Origin of the sequence: Haloglomus irregulare, from assembly GCF_007421925.1 — an archaeon.
GTDB lineage: Archaea > Halobacteriota > Halobacteria > Halobacteriales > Haloarculaceae > Haloglomus > Haloglomus irregulare.
On the sequence record NZ_QMDX01000006.1, the window covers coordinates 138915 to 155296 of the forward strand.

Sequence of the window (16382 nt, forward strand, 5' to 3'; positions counted from 1 at the left end):
TCCGAACGCTCGTTTCCGTCGGAAAACGCGTATTACCCTGTTACTGTCGACAGAAGTCGACTACTGCACCCGTCCACCGAGCCGGAGCGGGAGCGAGGGGCGACGTCAGTCGTCGTCCGCCGGCGTCGCGTCGTCCCCGGCCGCCCCGGAGCCGTCGAGGGTACGGATCTCCCGTGAGAGCCGGTCCAGGTCGTAGTCGGCGGGGGCGACGCGCGTCGCGAGCGCCGCCAGCCCGAGCGAGACGACGGCCGCGCCGAGGAAGGCGGAGAGGAACGAGGGCGCCGGGAGCGCGCTCGCGCCGGGGAGCCCGCCGAGGGTCCCGCGAGCGGTGGGGAAGAGGCATAGCCCGACCAGCAGGCCGGCGACGCTGGACCCGAGCATCGCGCCGCCGGACAGTCGCGGCGTGTAGAGCCCCGCCAGCAGCGGGCCGAAGGTGGCAGCGGCCAGCAGGTCCGCGGTGAGGAACACCGCGAGGACTCTGTACTGCTGTGCGCCGACGAACGTGGCGGCCACGGCGACGACCGCGGTGAAGCCGCGGGCGGCGGCGGTGAGCCGGTCCCCGGAGGGGTCCTCCAGCACGCGGGGCAGGTCCGAGGTGACGAGGCTGGCGATCGCGTTGAACAGCGTGTCCGCCGAGCTCGTGACCAGAAGCACCGCCACCAGCGTGACCGCGAGGACGACCGGGTCGGGGAACGACTGCTGGAGCAGGACGAAGAAGGCGATGGAGGCCTCGCCCTCGCCGAGCGCGCCGATGCCGGCGGCCACGACGCCGAACAGCCCGGCGAACAGGACCAGCGGAACCACCAGGACGGCGCCCAGGCCGAACCCGCGCCGGAGCGAGCGCTCGTCGGCGGCGGCGTAGATCCGCTGCCACCACGCCTGGTTCACCAGCTCCGCGCCGACGACGGCGACGACGACGTAGACGCCGAACTCCAGCCCCGGCAGGAACCCCGGGTTCAGCAGGTCCGGGTTCGTGGCGGCCGTCTCCCGTACCAGCCGGGCGGGCCCGCCGAGCGCGACGACCGCGCCGACGAAGCCGACGGCCACGAGCGGGAGCAGGACGACCGTCTGGACGGTATCGGTGACGATGCTCGCGCGGAGGCCGCCGTAGGCGGTGTACAACAGGACGAACCCGCCGACCAGCGCGGCCGTCTGCCACGCCGGGACGCCTGCGATGAGCGAGAGCGCGCCCGCGATGCCGGTGAACTCCGCGGCGAGGAAGACGAACATGTAGGCGACGCTCACCGCCAGCACGTAGGCGTACGCGACGGGCCCGTACCGGACGTAGGCGTACTCGGTCAGCGAGTGCCCCGCCGGGATGAGCTCGCGGATGCGGGGGCCCAGCTTGACGTAGGCCAGCAGCGCGAGCGCGCTCCCGGCGGCATACCCCGCGACGGCGGCGATACCGCCGAACGCCGCCCCCGCCTCCGCCGGGGAGAACAGGATCCACGCGCCCATACTGGAGGCCAGCACCGTGGCGCCCATCCCGTAGCCACCGACGCTGTCGCGGGCGCTGATGAATGATTCGGCGTCCGTCGCCCCGCGGCCGTACCGCACGCCGATAGCCGCGAAGACGGTCAGCGTGACGACGGTCGCCCCCAGCGCGACCTCGCTGCTCACCATCCACGCTCACCTCGGACCGTCCGCGATGCCGACATCTGCATGCACGCCCGTCCGTCTCCGCCCGGCTAAAATCTGGTGGTATAACCGGCTTATACCTCAGTCGCCGTCGAACCCGAACTCCGCGCGGAGCTGGCGTTCGATGCCCGCGACGAACCGCTCCAGCAGGGTCTCGAACCGCTCCTCGTCGACGGCGAGCCCCGCCCGCTCGTACGGGTCCGGCGGGAGTTCGACCCGGAACTCGCCGTCGCCCTGGTAGTGTGGCTCGCTCTCACTCAGCACCCGCCGGTCGATGGCACGCAGCAGCTCGGAGTCACGCACCCCGTGGAGCTCCTGATAGGCCGCCGAGTAGGCCCGCTCCAGCTCCTCGAAGTAGTGGACGTACTTCTCCTCGAACCGCTCCGGGTCGAACTCGGTCATGCACGGCCGGAGGTCGGGCCCACCGGTAACGGTTCCGGCGGACCGGCGGCGGGTCAGTCCGCGAGGAGCCCGGCGCCGGTGACCTCGAACCGTGCGCCGCCGCCGGCACTCTCGGTGACGTCGACCGTCCAGCCGTGTGCCTCGGCGATGTTCGAGACGATGTTCAGCCCGAACCCGGTCCCCTCGTCCTCGGTGGAGAACCCGGCCTCGAACACGCGGTCAGCGGCGTCGTCGGGAACGCCGGCCCCGTCGTCGGCGACGTAGAAGCCATCCGCCAGGTCGCCGACCGTCACCGTCAGCGCCGCGGAACCGGTCGTGGGGTCGTCGGCCATCCGGTCGGCGACGACCCCGTCCTGGCGGGCGGTGGGGCTCGTCGAGCCGTGCTCGGCGGCGCCCTGCCGGGCCTCCGGGTCGAGGCCCGTGGAACCGTGTTCCACGGCGTCGCCGGCCGCTGGCTGATCGCCCGTCGGGCCGTGCTCGACGGCGTTCCGGATGAGGTTCTCCAGGAACTCCGTCAGTCGGCTCCGGTCGGCCAGCACGACGGCGTCGGTCTCGACCGCCAGCGTCGCGCCGGTCGTCTCGACGTGGCGCCAGGCCGTCTCCACGGCGTCCACGAGCGGGACCGGCTCGGGGGCCGTGGCCGCCGTCCCCTGCCGGGCCAGCGCCAGGAGGTCCTCGACCAGCTCGTCCATCCGGTCGAGTGCGTCGTTCGCCGCGTCGAGCTCCGCGCTGTCGAACGCCTGGCGGGCACGGTCGAGCCGTCCCTGGGCCACGTTCAGCGGGTTCCGCAGGTCGTGGCTGACGACGCTGGTGAACTCCTCAAGCCGGTCGTTCTGTCGCTCGAGTTCGCGCTCGCGCTCGACCCGGTCGGTGACGTCGCGAACGACGCCGGCGGCGCCGCGGTACTCGCCGTCCTCGAGGGGGAGGAGCGCGAGGTTGTCCTCGCATGAGACCCGCTCGCCGTCGGCGGTCTCGACGGTGATGTCGTAGGTCTGCTGGTGCCGGGCGTCGCCCGAGAGGAGCTCCCGGATGCAGTCGAGCGCGCGCTCGACGGACGCCTCGGTGAGCAGGAAGGGGGCCTCCTCGCCGAGTATCTCCTCGCGGTCGTGGCCGGTCAGCTCGACGAACGCGTCGTTGACGTAGGTGTACCGCCCCTCCTCGTCGGTGGTGTAGACGGGGTCGCCGAGCGCCCCCACGATGGTCTCGTAGCGCTCCAGCTCCCCCTCGTGTGCCAGCTGGTCGAGCGCACGGGTCGCGTGGGCGACGAGGAGCTCGGCCAGGTCCCGGTCGGTGTCGTCGAAGGCCGCGAGCGCCCCGTTGGTGGCCTGGAAGACGCCGTGGTCGCCAAGCGGGATACTGAGCCCGGACCGGAACGCGCCCTGGGGATTCGCCTCACGGTGGGCCTCGAGGTCGTCGACCAGCTGTGTCTCCCCCGTCCGGTAGGTGAGTCCGGCGAGCGCCTCGTCGAACGACATCGGCCGGATGTCCTCGGGGGAGAGGTCCCCAGAGGTCGCCATCGGGGCCAGCACCCCGTCCGTCGCGAGGTTGATGATACAGAGGTCGAACGCGAGGATGTTGCTGGCGGCCTCGACGGTCCGCTGGCAGATGGCCTCCCGGGAGTCGAGTTCGGGGAGCTCCGCGGCGACGGTGTGCAGCTCCTCCAGCGCCTGCTCGCGGCGACGGCGCTCGGTCACGTCGCGGGCGAACCCGGCCAAGCGGACCACCTCGCCGTCCTCGAGGATAGGTGTGCCCCGCACCCACACCCACCGGCCGTACGACTCGTCGGGGTTGACCCGGAACTCGAGGTCGATGGTCTCGCCGGCTGAGACGCGCTCCATCGCCGCCAGCGCGCGGTCCCGGTCCGCCGGGTGCGTGGCCTCGATGAACGCGGTCGGGTCCGCCCGCAGCCGCTCGACCGACTGCCCCCAGATGGCCGCGTACGAGTCGCTGATGAACAGCAGTTCGCTCCAGTCCGCGGTGTACGACCAGAAGACGTCGTCGCTGTTCGCGGCGAGTTCCGAGAGCAGCGTCTCGGTCCGGTCGGCCGCCCGCTCGGCCCGGCGCTGGTCGACGAGGTTCCGGATACGGTTGGCGAGGATGGCGTACTGCTCGGTCCCGCGCCCCTTCTGCAGGTAGTCCGAGACGCCCGCGGAGATGGCCTCGCTCGCGAGCTCCTCGCTCCCCTTGCCGGTGAACAGGATGAACGGGAGGTCGCCGTGGTCCGCGCGGACCGCCTCGAGGAACTCCAGCCCGTTCCGCTCCGGCATGTCGTGGTCGGAGACGATACAGTCGAACCGGTCGGCCCCGAGCCGGTCCAGCGCCGCCTCGGCGCACGTGGCCGTCTCCACGGCGAAGTCGTCGTCCTCGCGCTCGAGGAACGTCGCGGCCATGTCGACGAAATCCGGGTCGTCGTCCACGTGAAGGACACGGACCGAGCCGGGGACGCGCTCCATACGGCGCCTACTCCACGGATAGATATAAACCTATGAGTGACCGGGGCGGAGTTCGGCCCGGCAACCGAACGTCCGTCGCTCGGCTGGCGCTCGTCGCGGGGCTCGGACTACCGGCCGAACCGTCGCTGACGCTCCTGGAAATCCCGGACCGCCCGGAGGTAGTCCCGGTAGCGGAAGTCCCGCCAGTTCAGATCCGTGAAGTAGAGCTCGGAGTAGACCGACTGCCAGATCATGAAGTCCGACAGCCGCTCGGCACCCGTCTTCAGCACGACGTCCGGCGGCTCCGGGAAGACGAGACGCTCCTCAATGTCGGCCTCGGTCACGTCCTCCGGGTCGAGGTCGCCGGCCCGGACCTCCTCGGTGACTCCGCGGACGGCGGCGGCGAACTCGTCGCGGCCGCCCAACCCCATCGAGACGCGGATGGGCGCGTCGGCCCGCTCCTCGTCGCCGGGCCCCCGGACGGCGACCTCGCGGGGCGCCTCCACGTCGTCGAACGCCCGTCGCAGCGTGGGGACGGCCTCCTCGTCGAGCACGCTGACGTAGACCGTGACCCGCTCGGCGCCGAGGTCGACCGCCCAGCCGAAGAACTCCGTCAGCGTGTCGTAGGCGCCGGGCTCCAGCAGGTCGCGCTCCGTGATGACCAGCGCCACGTGGTCGGGGCGGTCGGCATCGCTGGTCCGGACGCGCGCCTCCAGATAGCGGTCGTAGATGCCCACGGGCGGCGTTGGCCGGGCCGGGGTCTAAACTGTACGGTCCGTCGTCCCGGGCTGGCGCCGGACACGAGGGGCCGGACAACCCCCCTTCGGGAGCGTTAAGTACGCGTCGGGGGAACCACGGGTCGTGACGGGGAACGTGCGACGAGCCGCGGCGTACGCGCTCGTCGGGTCGCTGGCACTGGTGGTACCGCTGCTCGCGGGTCGGGGACTGGGCCCCACGACCACTGCCGGTGTCGCGGCGCTCCCCTTCCTCCTCATCGGCCTCGGCGCGCTGTACGTCGTCGACGAGGGACCGCTGTTCGACCTACTGGCGCGGCCGGGCGATTACGAGGCGGGCCGGCTGTTCGGCCTCGCGGCCTTCGCCTTTGCCTGTGCCGGCCTCGCACTGCTGGTGACCCTGGAGCAGTTCGGTCTCCCGCCGGCCGCGTTCGTCGCCAGCGTCGCGGTCCTCGTCGTCGGCAACGTGGTCGCGGAGGCGGTCCGGTTCCGGGCGACCGAACCCGTCGTCGTTACGGCCGTGTTCGCCGTCGGCGGTCTGCTGGCGGGCATCGGCGGGTTCCTCGCGGTCGGCACCATCCTCGACGGGCGGGCGGCGCTCCCGGTGGCGGCGTTCCTGGCCGCGACGGGCGCGCTCGGTGCCGCACTCCTCCGGACGGCGCTGTTCAAGCGCGACGACCCGCTCGTGCTCGTCTCCGTGGCGCTCCTGCTGTGGGGCTTCATCGAACTCGGCGTCGCCCCCTCGGGCGTCCGGGTCGGGGTCGGTATCGGCGTCTCGGTGTTGCTCGGCTACGTCGCGTTCGCGCTCGGAACCGCCTCGCTGACGGGGATGCTCACCGGCGTCCTGCTGGCGCTCCTGGCCATCGTGCTCGGCGGCTACGGCTGGTTCGCGCTGCTCATCACCTTCTTCGGGCTGGGAGGGCTCGCCTCGAAGTTCCGCTACGAGGAGAAGCGCGAGCGCGGTATCGCCGAGGAGAACGAGGGCGCCCGCGGCGGCGGCAACGTGCTCGCCAACGCCGCGGTCGCGCTGGTCGCGGTCGTCCTGTTCGCCGCCTCGGCGCGCGTCGGCGTGCCGCCCGGCCTCTTTCGCTACGCCTTCGCCGGCAGCGTCGCCGCGGCCATGGCCGACACCTTCTCCAGCGAGATCGGCGGCCTGTTCGACGACCCCCGGCTCATCACCACGCTCCAGCGTGTCGAACCGGGCACGGACGGTGCCATCACCTGGCAGGGGCAGGTCGCGGGCGTGCTCGGCGCCGCCGTCATCGCGGGCATCGCCGCGGTCTTCTTCGACCTCACGCCGGTCCCGACGGCGGTCATCGTCGTCGGCGGGTTCGCCGGCACCATCGCCGATAGCCTGCTGGGCGCCACGCTCGAGGGGTCGCTGCTCGGGAACGAGAGCGTCAACCTGCTCGCGACGCTCGCCGGCGCGGTCACGAGCGCCGGCCTCGTGCTCGGTCTCGGACTGGTATGACCGGCGCCCCGACCGACCCCGACGGCACGCGCGACACGGGTGGGGCCCTACCGGTCGTCCGGCGGGCCACCGACGACGACCTGTCGCGGCTCCGAGCCATCCAGGCAGCTGCGTTCCCCGACCCGAACCAGACGCTGCTGCGAACCGGCGTCCGGGCCGGGCTGGCGCTCGTCGCGACCGACCGGGCCGCGGCTGGCGGGACCGACGGCCCGTCGGGCCTCCGGCCGGAACCCGTCGGCTACACGCTGTTCACGGCCGACGGCGAGACGGTGTACGTCGCGGAGCTCGCGGTCGCGCCGGGGCATCGGCGGCGGGGCCACGGCCGGCGACTGCTGGCCGCGGTGGCCGCCCGCAACCCGGACCACGCGGCGCTGCGGCTCACGACACGGGCCGACAACGAGCGCGCACGGGCGTTCTACGAGTCGGTCGGCTTCCGCGAGGCGCAGCAGCTCCCGGACCACTACGACGACACCGGGGAGGCGGCGGACGGCGTGTTACTGGTCCGGGACCTCGAGTAGGTCCGCGGCGGTCCGGATGCGGACGCCGGTCGGTCGCTTGACGAGGTCGCCGAGCGAGGTCGCGACGACCTGTTCGACGCCGCGCTGGGCGCAGACGTCGAGCAGGCGCTGGGTCAACTCCCCGTCGAGGACGAGCGCCGTCGGGACCGGGTCGGCGTCCTCGACGCTCGCGAACGCCTCGTCGGCCATCGCCGTCGTGAGGACGCACATCTCCCCGTCGAGCAGTCGGGCCTCGCCGGAGTCGACGGTCGCGCGGACGTGCCCCCGGAGCGTCTCGGGCGCCGTCTCGCCCTCGGTGGCGTCCTCGTCGGCGGTGTCCTCGTCGGGCGGGTCAGCCGCCGGCTCGGCATCGGGGTCGACATCCGGCTCGGGCTCCGCCGCGGCATCGGCCGGCTCGGCGGGGGGCGCCCCGTCGATGGCGGCGGGGTCGGCGGCGACCGAGGGTCCGTCGTCGACCTCCGGCGACGGCGTCGCCGGCGTGTCGGGCGCCGGCCGCGAGGAGCCGTCGGTCGCGGCGACCTCGTGGGCGCCGGCCTCCCGGTCCGCGATGGTCTCGTAGGGGACCTTGTCCCGGAGCGCGGCCATCACCTCGTGGCGCGAGAGGTCCTCGACGGACTGGCCCTCCGGGGCGAAGGCGACGTGGTCAACGTCCCCGACCTGTACGAGCTCCTTCAGGATGAGATCGCCGCCGCGGTCCCCGTCGAGGAACGCCGTGACGGTCCTGCCTCGGGTCAGCTCGGCGGCCGCGTCGGGGACGTTGGTCCCCTCGACGGCGACGGCGTTCTTGATCCCGTAACCGAGCAGCTGGGCCACGTCCGACCGCCCCTCGACCACGATGACCGCGTCGCTGTCACCGACGTTCGGGCCGGCGGGGAGCCCCTCGTACTCGACCATGTCCTCGACGCGGATGGAGCGCCGGACCTCCTCGACGAGCTCGGCGGAGGACATCATCGAGCCCTGGAACGCCTCCGCGAGCAGCTCCTTGGCCCGGTCGACCACCTCGCGGCGCTTGGCCGCGCGGACGTCCTCGATGCCGGTGACCTCGAGGTCAGCCCGGCAGGGGCCGACCCGGTCGATCGTCTCCAAGCCCGCCGCCAGGATAGCGGTCTCGACCTTGTCGAGGCTGGTGGCGATAGTGAGGTGACCGAACGACTGGCCGCCCTCGGAGTCGATCCCGACGTCGATGCGGCCGACCTTGCTCGACTCCTGGAGGTCCCGGAGGTCGAGGTCGTCGCCGAGCAGGCCCTCGGTCTGTCCGAAGACCGCCCCGACGACGTCGTTCCGTTCGACCACTCCGTCGGCGCTGATGCGTGCGTTGATGAGGTATTTGGCTGTATCCGGCATATGCGAACCGCCCCGGGTGGGGGCTGACTGAACCGCGTGATGGTGTGACGCCCATGAGATGACCCATGTGCAACTGTATATCAGGCGCTAGCGGTTGTAAAAGGATTGGCACGATGCTCGAGTCCTGAGCGCGCCGGACGACGACCCGAACACCCTTTATCCAGCCGGGCGGCCACCTCGCATACGGGTATCGAGGAATCCGACATCGACCCCGGAGCCTTCCTGGAGGACGTCGAAATGCGGGTCGGCACCGTCCGCTCGGTCGAGCCGTTCCCGGAGGCGCGCAAGGACGTCTACAGGCTGGAGGTCGACTTCGGCGAGGCGACCCGCCAGTCGGCGGCCGGGTTGACGGACAACTACACCGAGGCGGAGTTGGAGGGCCGGCAGGTCGTCGCCGTCGTCAACCTCGGCACGGTGAACATCGCGGGCTTCGAGTCGCAGTGTCTGGTGGTCGGGGTCGACGACGCCGAGGGGGACGTGGTCCACCTCCAGCCCGAGCGGGAGGTCCCGGACGGGACGCGGGTGTACTGAGTCGCGGACGGCGGCCAGCCCGCGACGCGCGCCGCTCCGTCCCGGGCTACCGCGGCGTGTGGACGTCGGTGCTCCCGCACTCGGGACACCGGGTCACCGTCCCCAGGGGCGGATGGTCCACCGCGTCCCACTCGTCGTCCCCGACGGGGGCCTCGAACCCGCATTCGATGCACTGTGCGCGCTGGGTGGGGGGTTGTTCGGCGGACATCGCCACTGGATACGTCCGCTCCGACAATACTGCTACCGGGACCTATCCCGTGGCTGATTGGTATCGGTCGCGAGCGGGAGGCCGGCCGTTTTTATCCGAACCCGTCCACCCTCCGGTATGCAGACGCACATCGTCCCGGTCGGCTTCGACTACGACCGGCTCATCGCGCCGCTGGTGCGTGACCAGCTGGACGTGGACCGCGTCGTCCTGCTGGAGGGGGCGGTGGGGAGCGAGGCGAACGTGGAGTACTCCCGGAACCTCGCTGGCAAGCTCGAACAGGACTTCCGGAGCCTGCTCGGGGCGATCACGGAACGGTTCGTCATCGAGGACGTCTACGACTACGATACGGCGTTCGAGACGGCGTACGAACTCATCGAGACGGAGCTCGACCGGGGCGACGCGGAGGTGTGGGTCAACGTGAGCGCGATGCCCCGGACCGTCTCCTTTGCCTTCGCCACCGCGGCCCACTCGATCATGGTCGAGCGCGAGGGCGACCGTGACCGCATCCACACCTACTACACGGTCCCGGAGAAGTATCTGGAGACGGAGCTCGCCGAGGAGCTGCGCAGTCAGATCGACCTGCTGGAGGACCTGCGCGAGGACGGCGTGGACGACGACCGGGTCGCCGAGCGGCTGGCGAGCGCCCGCGACCTCCTCGGGGAGTTCGACGAGCGCGGGACGACCATCGGCGCCAAGCGCATCGGCGACAGCCACATCGTGGAGCTCCCCGTGGCCTCCTTCTCCAACGTGAAGCCGTTCGAGGAGCTCATCCTGTTCACCCTCGGCGAGCACGGGGAGTTCGAGTCCGTCTCCGAACTCGCACAGACCCTGGCCCGCGAGCTCGGCGAGGAGTACACCGATGCGTTCCGGTCGAAGGTCATCTACAACGTCGACCGGTTGGGGCCGGGCGGGAAGGGGTACGTCGAACAGGAGGCACACGGGAAGTCCTACCGGACGCAGCTCTCGCGCATCGGGGAGCTGTGGGTCCGGAGCCACGCCGACGACTCCGACCGGTCCGAGTGATAGCTCACGACGCGCCGCGTCGCAGCTTCGCGACCCGGGTCGAGAGCGCGAGGAACACGCACGTCACCGTCAGCACGACCGCGACCGCGGCGGCGACGTCGTGGGCGGGGACGGAGTGGTCGAACCCCCCCGCGGCGCTCAGGAACGGTTCGGCGTTCAACAGCGTATGCGTCGGGTCGCCGACCGGCGGGAGCAGGTAGTCGACCACGTCGTTCAGCGTGTACCAGGCGGCGGCCACGGCCACTGCGCCGGCCGAGAAGGTCGCGTACCGGTGGACCAGGAACGCCTCAACCACCATCGCCAGGTGGCTCGTCACGAGGAAGGCGTAGAGGCCGTACTCGGCGAGGAAGCCGGCCGTCCCGAGCGCGGCCAGCGAGCCCGTCGGGTACTCGACCGGGAACACCGTCAGCACGACGGGCGTCCAGGCGCCGAGCTTGATGCAGCCGAAGAAGGCCAGCGCGTGGAGCCACGGCACCCGGTCGGCGTAGCCGAGCTTCCACGCGGTCAGGGAGAGCGCGATGAACAGCGTCGCCATCGGCGAGTCCGGCACGAACGGCCACATCACCGGGTCGGTGATGGCGAACTGGAAGCCGTAGAACCAGAAGCCGAAGGCCGTCCCCGCGAGGTTGGCGAGGACGACGAGCGGGACCAGCCGCAGCCCGAGGTCCTCCAGCCAGTCCGGCAGGGGGGCGACGAACCACGGGAGGTCCGTCCGGGCCGGCAGGTCGTCGGCCGGGAACCACCGGTCGTAGGCCCGCCGGGCGCGGTCGGTCGCCGAGGCGCGACTCATGCCCACGGCTGGCAGCGCCGGCGACACAAGCCTGCCGGTCCGGGCGACACCGGCGGGAGTGGCGGGGAACCGCCGGCCGCGCCGGTCGTGCGGGGCCGGCGCCAGGGGGACCGAACGCCTTTGTTCGAGGGCCCGAACCCGGACCCATGCACACTGCCGACACCGGGAGCGACGGAACCGCGCTCGACTCGCCCGACCCCGACCCGGTCGCGCTCTCACACGAGTTCCTCCGGACGGTCAAGACCGGCGGCTCCACCCACCGGGTCGCCTCCCGGCTCCGGGATCTCGACCGGGAGGCGCTGGCCGGCGGCCTCGACGGCGACGACGCGCGGCTGGCCTTCTGGATCAACGTCTACAACGCCGCGGTCGAGTCGCTGCTCGATGCCGCCCCCGAGACGTTCGGGGACCGGTCCGCGCTGTTCGGCGCCGATGTCGTCACCGTGGCCGGGCGCGACCTCTCGCCGAACGACGTCGAGCACGCCCTCCTCCGGGGTGCCCGGCCGGTGTGGGGCCTGGGCTTCGTCCGTAACCCGTTCCCGTCGGCGTTCTCCGCCCGGTTCGGCGTCGACGACCTTGACCCGCGGATCCACTTCGCGCTCAACTGCGGCGCGGCCGCCTGCCCGCCCATCGCCGCCTACACGCGCGACGGCATCGACCGGGAGCTCGACACCGCGACACGCTCCTATCTGGAGCAGGAGACGGAGTACGACCCCGACGCCGGCGTCGTGCGCGCCCCGCGGCTGCTGCTCTGGTATCTCGGCGACTTCGGCGGCCCGAGCGGGGCCACGCGGTTCCTCCGGGAGTACGGGGCGCTGCCGGAGGACGCCGCCCCGAAGCTGCGGTTCCGGGACTACGACTGGTCGCTGGAGACCGGGAACTTCGCGGAATAGGGCGTCATTATCGCCGAAGCGGCCGCATTTCGCAGTTGTTCCGCCCTCCGTACACTCACCCGGGCGATGTTCCGGGAGACCCGCCCGGGGATTCACTGGGCGGACGAGAGCGGCGGTCGTTCCACACCCTTTTCGCGCCGCGGGGCCCCACTCCGACCATGCAGACGCTCGCGTTCGACGGTGGGATGGGCGCCTCCGGCGACATGATCCTGGCCGCGCTGCTTGCCGCCGGTGCCGACCGCGCCGCGCTCGCGCCCGTCGAGGACGCGCTCCCCGTGCGGTACGCGGTCGACGGGACGACGAAGAACGGCATCCACGCGACGACCGTCGACGTGCTGCTGACCGACGATGACGCGGGGGACGACGTGGCGGCGGAGCACGAGCACGGCCACGACGAGGGACCCGAGCACAGCCACGGTCACGACCACGAACACGGCCACGAACACACCCGCGCGGAAGGACACGGGCACACCCGTACCTACCCCGAGGTGGTCGACCTCGTGGACGGGCTGGACCTGCCGGGCGGCGTCGCGGCGGACGCACGGGAGGCGTTCCGGCTGCTCGGGGGGGCCGAGGCCGCCGTTCACGGGACGGCCCTCAAGGAGACGGCGTTCCACGAGGTGGGGGCCGACGACGCCATCGCGGACGTGGTCGGGGCCTGCCTCCTGCTGGAGGACCTCGGCGTGGACCGGGTCGTGACGACACCGCTCGCGACCGGCGGCGGGACCGTCGAGATGAGCCACGGCAGCTACCCCGTCCCGACGCCGGCGGTCGTCAACCTCGCCGCCGAGGCCGACTGGGAGCTCCGGGGCGGTCCCGTCGATGCCGAGCTGCTCACGCCGACCGGCGCGGCCGTCCTCGCGGCCGTCGCCGAGGGCGTCGACTCCTTCCCCCCGCTCCGGGTCGAGCGGTCCGGCTACGGTGCCGGGGGCTACACCTTCGACTCCCGTCCGAACGTGCTGCGCGCGACCGTCGGCGAGCAGCGGGGCGGCCTCGTCCGCGACCCGGTCCGGGTGCTCGAGACGACCCTCGACGACGCCACGCCGGAGCTGCTCGGCGGGCTCCAGACGCGGCTGGCGGAGGCCGGCGCGCGCGACGTGACGGTGTTGCCGGCGACGATGAAGAAGTCCCGGCCGGGGCATCTGGTGCAGGTCATCGTCCGCCCCGCCGACGTCCAGCGGGTGGCCCGGGCGCTGGCCGAGGAGACGGGGACGCTCGGCGTCCGGGAGACGAGCGCCGACCACCGGTGGGTCGCCGAGCGACGGTTCGAGACCGTCGAGCTCGACTTCGACGGCGGGACCCACGAGGTGACGGTGAAGATCGCCAGCGACGACGCCGGGGCGGTGTACGATGTGAGCCCGGAGTACGACGACTGCGAGGCGGTCGCCGGGCGGGTCGGCCGGCCGACGCGGGCGGTGATGCGCCGCGCGGAGACGGCGGCCCGCGAGCGACTCGGCGGCGAGTAGTCAGTCCCCGTCCCCGTCCGCGTCGTCCGTTCCGCCCGAAGCGGTCCCCTCGCGGTGTTCGGCCAGCGCCGCCTCCACGTCCAGCTCCCCCAGGGCGACGCGCCGTGCGAGGTCGTCGGGCAGCTCGCGGTTCTCCGGGGAGACCTCCCGCGAACGCGTCTTGACAACCCGTATCTCCCCCGCGGTGGGCTCCACGTCCCGGGAGTCGACCGGCTCGCCCTCGATGTGGGCGATGTTGACCGCGGCGAGGACGTCGCCCATCCCGCGGGCCCCCTGGCCCAGATACGGCGTCGTCCCGGTCTCGTCGACGAGCTCGACGCGAACGTCGTCGGGGAGCGCGTCGATGATGCGCGACCCCTGGAGCCGGGCGCCGTCGCCGACACGGACGACGGGGTCCGGGCCGCCCGCCTCGGCGAGCTCCTCGGCCACCACGTCCGCGGCGTCGTCGACCGGTACCGCGAACGCCGCGACGACGGTCCCGCTGGAGAGGACCGCGACGCCCGGCCGCTCGCCCGGGTCCACGCCGACGACCGTCCGCTCGCCGCCACCCCGGAGCAGCCGCAGCGCGTGGTCGACCGCCGCGCGCGGGTCGTCAGGGTCCGCCCGGACGAACTCCACGGGGTCCTCGACCGAGACCTCCTCGTCCGGGCCGACGATGAGCGCCTCCGTCCCCTCGGGCAGCTGCTCGTCGGCGGCCGCGTCGAGGGTCGTGAAGGAGACGCCGCGTTCGCGGAGTTCCGTGACGACGCCGTGGTACACCTCGAAATCGTCCGTTCTGACGACTATCATTCGGATCGTTCCGTTATATCCGTCTGTATCCGGTGGAGTTTGCGACTGTCGGCTCGTGGATGCGTTGGTCGTCTCTGGAGGGGTTCGCGTTTAATTCCGGCGGGGGAGTTCCACTGTCTCGACCGCCACTGCGGGGCCTCGTCTGATGCGGGCACCGGGATACAGCAGTAGGATCGCATCCGCGAGCGAGGCGGCGCGGTCGGGTTCGAGACGGCGGAGTCGTCTCGTCCTCCCGGAGATCTCCGGAGACACCGGCCGGGGCGCGCGGAGGCCGGCGTCTTATTCGTCTGTCGGGTGGCTCCCCGCAGCGCGAGCGCGAGGAGGCCCGAGGCGTCAGGAGAGCCCTCAGTCGTCGGCGGGCAGCGAGTTGCCGGTGCCGTTGGTGGGCGCGGGACTCGCGTCCATCCCGTCCTCCTCGGCGTACGGGTACCAGGTCATCTTCGTGTTGTGCATGTAGGGGTCCTCGTAGGAGGTCTCCTCGGGTTCGCCCATCTCCTGGAGCTCCTCCTCGGAGTGGGCCGCGATGAACTGGCGGAACGACTGGCCCGCCTCGCGCCGGTCCTCGTACTCGCCGAGCAGGTTCTGGATGTAGCCGGGCACCTCGTCGGCGGCCACGCGCATCTCGACCCAGTCGGCGAAGTGCGGGTCCTCGCCGAGCCCGCCGCCGAGGCCGATGTCGAACGCCTCGACCGGCTCGCCGTCCTTCCGGGTCTTCATGCCGCGGAGCGAGATGTCCGCGATCTGGGGCTGGGCACAGGACGCCGTGCAGCCCGACAGGTGGACGTGGAAGTCCTCCACGCCCGACGGGACAGCGACGTTGTCGCGCATCCAGCGCGCGTACCGGACCATGCGGTTCTTCGTCTCGGTGATGGAGAGCGAGCAGAACTCCGTCCCCGTGCAGGCCAGCGAACCGCGCATGAACGGGTGCGGCTCCGGGGAGTAGTCACGCAGCAACGGCTCGTCCAGGAACGCCTCGAGCTCGGCGTCGGGGACGTCCGTGACGATGATGTTCTGGCGCTGGGTCAGTCGGACCTCGCCGGAACCGTACTCCTCGGCCAGGTCGGCGAGTTCGAGGATGTCGGCGGCGCCCATCCGGCCGGTCAGGACCGAGAGACCGACGTAGTTCTTCCCGTCGGGCTGGTCGTGAACGCCGACGTGGTCGCCGTGCTCGCCCTCGCCGGCGTTGTAGGTGTAGTCCTCGCGGAGGTCCTCGCCGGCGGTAGGCAGCTCGTAGTCGACGTACTCGTCCTGGAGGACCTGTCGGAACTTCTCCGGGCCCCACTCGTCCATGAGGAACTTGATGCGGGCGTTGAAGCGGTCCTCGCGGTCGCCGTAGTCGCGGAACAGCGCGGAGATGCCGGCCGACACCTTCGGGGCGTCCTCGGCCGTGCAGAAGACGTCGATGGAGCGGGCGAAGCGGGGTTCCTTCCGGGAGAGACCGCCGCCGACGCGGACGTTGAACCCGGTGACCTCCTCGCCGTCGACCTCCTTCACCGCGGGCTCGAAGGCGAGGTCGTTGATGTCGCCCTGGCCACAGCCCTCGTCACAGCCCGTGACGCTGACCTTCCACTTCCGTGGCATGTTCGAGTACGCCGCGTTGCCCTTGAACTCCTCGTGGAGCGTCTGGGCGACCGGCCAGGCGTCGACGTGCTCGTGCTCGTCCTTCCCGGCGACCGGACAGCCGACGATGTTCCGCCAGGAGTCACCGCAGGCCTGGATGGTCGAGAGGCCGTTTGCCTCCAGCTTCTCGAAGATGGCCGGGATGTCCTCCAGCTTGATCCAGTGGAGCTGGATGCTCTGCCGGGTCGTCCAGTCGGCGTAGGCGCCCCCGAACTCCGGGTTGTCGACCGGGCCACGGGCGTACTCGTCGGCGATCTCGCCGACGACCCGCAGCTGCCCCGGCTCCAACACCCCGTTCGGGGTGCCGATGCGCATCATGAAGTAGCTCTCCTGGCCCTTCCGCTGGTGGTACAGCCCCCACCACTTGAAGCGCTCGAACCACGCGTCGTGCTCCTCGTCGGGAATGGCGTCCCAGCCCTTCTCCGCGAACTCGAAGAGATGGTCCCGGATCTCGTTTCCGTAGACCTCGTCCTTCCACCCTTCGACCTTGCTCGGCATACAGAGACACAGTAGGGCACCACGTATA

15 protein-coding genes are annotated in these 16382 nt (G+C 71.7%); 6 read left to right on the plus strand and 9 right to left on the minus strand.

Annotation, left to right across the window (positions count from 1 at the left end):
• Positions 1–105: 105 nt before the first annotated feature.
• From DP107_RS11395 to DP107_RS11410, 4 genes are all read right to left on the minus strand, one after another.
• Positions 106–1623 (minus strand): sodium:solute symporter family transporter, encoded by a 1518-nt coding sequence (locus DP107_RS11395; RefSeq protein ID WP_144262287.1) that lies wholly within the window; start codon positions 1621–1623, stop codon positions 106–108.
• 96 nt (positions 1624–1719) lie between these two features.
• Positions 1720–2040 carry a DUF5783 family protein gene (locus tag DP107_RS11400; RefSeq protein WP_144262288.1) on the minus strand — a complete coding sequence of 107 codons (321 nt, stop codon included), beginning with the start codon at positions 2038–2040 and terminating at the stop codon, positions 1720–1722.
• 53 nt (positions 2041–2093) lie between these two features.
• On the minus strand, positions 2094–4493 hold the full coding sequence (locus DP107_RS11405) for a PAS domain S-box protein (RefSeq protein WP_144262289.1): 2400 nt from the start codon (positions 4491–4493) through the stop codon (positions 2094–2096).
• 107 nt (positions 4494–4600) lie between these two features.
• Positions 4601–5209 (minus strand): undecaprenyl diphosphate synthase family protein, encoded by a 609-nt coding sequence (locus DP107_RS11410; RefSeq protein WP_144262290.1) that lies wholly within the window; start codon positions 5207–5209, stop codon positions 4601–4603.
• 124 nt (positions 5210–5333) lie between these two features.
• On the opposite strand from DP107_RS11410, the gene DP107_RS11415 reads away from it, so the two are divergent.
• Positions 5334–6677, plus strand: a complete 1344-nt coding sequence (locus tag DP107_RS11415) for a DUF92 domain-containing protein (RefSeq protein ID WP_144262291.1) — start codon at positions 5334–5336, stop codon at positions 6675–6677.
• Entirely contained in the window at positions 6674–7195 is a 522-nt protein-coding gene (locus DP107_RS11420) for a GNAT family N-acetyltransferase (protein ID WP_144262292.1), read from the plus strand. The genes DP107_RS11415 and DP107_RS11420 overlap by 4 nt, the downstream gene beginning before the upstream one ends.
• On the opposite strand, the gene dnaG is transcribed toward DP107_RS11420, so the two are convergent.
• The gene (dnaG, locus tag DP107_RS11425; protein ID WP_144262293.1) at positions 7172–8539 is read right to left on the minus strand and encodes a DNA primase DnaG; all 1368 of its coding nucleotides are present in this window, start codon (positions 8537–8539) and stop codon (positions 7172–7174) included. The genes DP107_RS11420 and dnaG overlap by 24 nt on opposite strands.
• 237 nt (positions 8540–8776) lie before the next feature.
• Between dnaG and DP107_RS11430 the strand changes: the two genes are divergently transcribed.
• Entirely contained in the window at positions 8777–9070 is a 294-nt protein-coding gene (locus DP107_RS11430; RefSeq protein WP_144262327.1) for a tRNA-binding protein, read from the plus strand.
• 46 nt (positions 9071–9116) lie between these two features.
• Here the strand turns inward: DP107_RS11430 and DP107_RS20055 are convergent, their stop codons facing one another.
• Positions 9117–9278: a hypothetical protein gene (locus tag DP107_RS20055; RefSeq protein ID WP_185977275.1), complete on the minus strand. Its 162-nt coding sequence runs from the start codon at positions 9276–9278 to the stop codon at positions 9117–9119.
• A 117-nt stretch (positions 9279–9395) separates the two neighbouring features.
• On the opposite strand from DP107_RS20055, the gene DP107_RS11435 reads away from it, so the two are divergent.
• Positions 9396–10301, plus strand: a complete 906-nt coding sequence (locus DP107_RS11435; protein WP_144262294.1) for an HFX_2341 family transcriptional regulator — start codon at positions 9396–9398, stop codon at positions 10299–10301.
• A gap of 4 nt (positions 10302–10305) precedes the next feature.
• Here the strand turns inward: DP107_RS11435 and DP107_RS11440 are convergent, their stop codons facing one another.
• On the minus strand, positions 10306–11091 hold the full coding sequence (locus DP107_RS11440) for a DUF1405 domain-containing protein (RefSeq protein ID WP_144262295.1): 786 nt from the start codon (positions 11089–11091) through the stop codon (positions 10306–10308).
• A 146-nt stretch (positions 11092–11237) separates the two neighbouring features.
• Here DP107_RS11440 and DP107_RS11445 point away from each other — a divergent pair, with 146 nt between their 5' ends.
• A complete protein-coding gene (locus tag DP107_RS11445) occupies positions 11238–11981 on the plus strand; it encodes a DUF547 domain-containing protein (RefSeq protein WP_144262296.1) in 744 nt (247 codons plus the stop codon).
• Positions 11982–12139: 158 nt separating this feature from the next.
• The gene (gene larC, locus DP107_RS11450) at positions 12140–13447 is read left to right on the plus strand and encodes a nickel pincer cofactor biosynthesis protein LarC (protein WP_144262297.1); all 1308 of its coding nucleotides are present in this window, start codon (positions 12140–12142) and stop codon (positions 13445–13447) included.
• Here the strand turns inward: larC and DP107_RS11455 are convergent, their stop codons facing one another.
• Both DP107_RS11455 and DP107_RS11460 read right to left on the minus strand, forming a co-directional pair.
• Positions 13448–14236 carry a hypothetical protein gene (locus tag DP107_RS11455; RefSeq protein WP_144262298.1) on the minus strand — a complete coding sequence of 263 codons (789 nt, stop codon included), beginning with the start codon at positions 14234–14236 and terminating at the stop codon, positions 13448–13450.
• Positions 14237–14581: 345 nt separating this feature from the next.
• Positions 14582–16354 (minus strand): nitrite/sulfite reductase, encoded by a 1773-nt coding sequence (locus DP107_RS11460; RefSeq protein ID WP_144262299.1) that lies wholly within the window; start codon positions 16352–16354, stop codon positions 14582–14584.
• Positions 16355–16382: the final 28 nt, after the last annotated feature.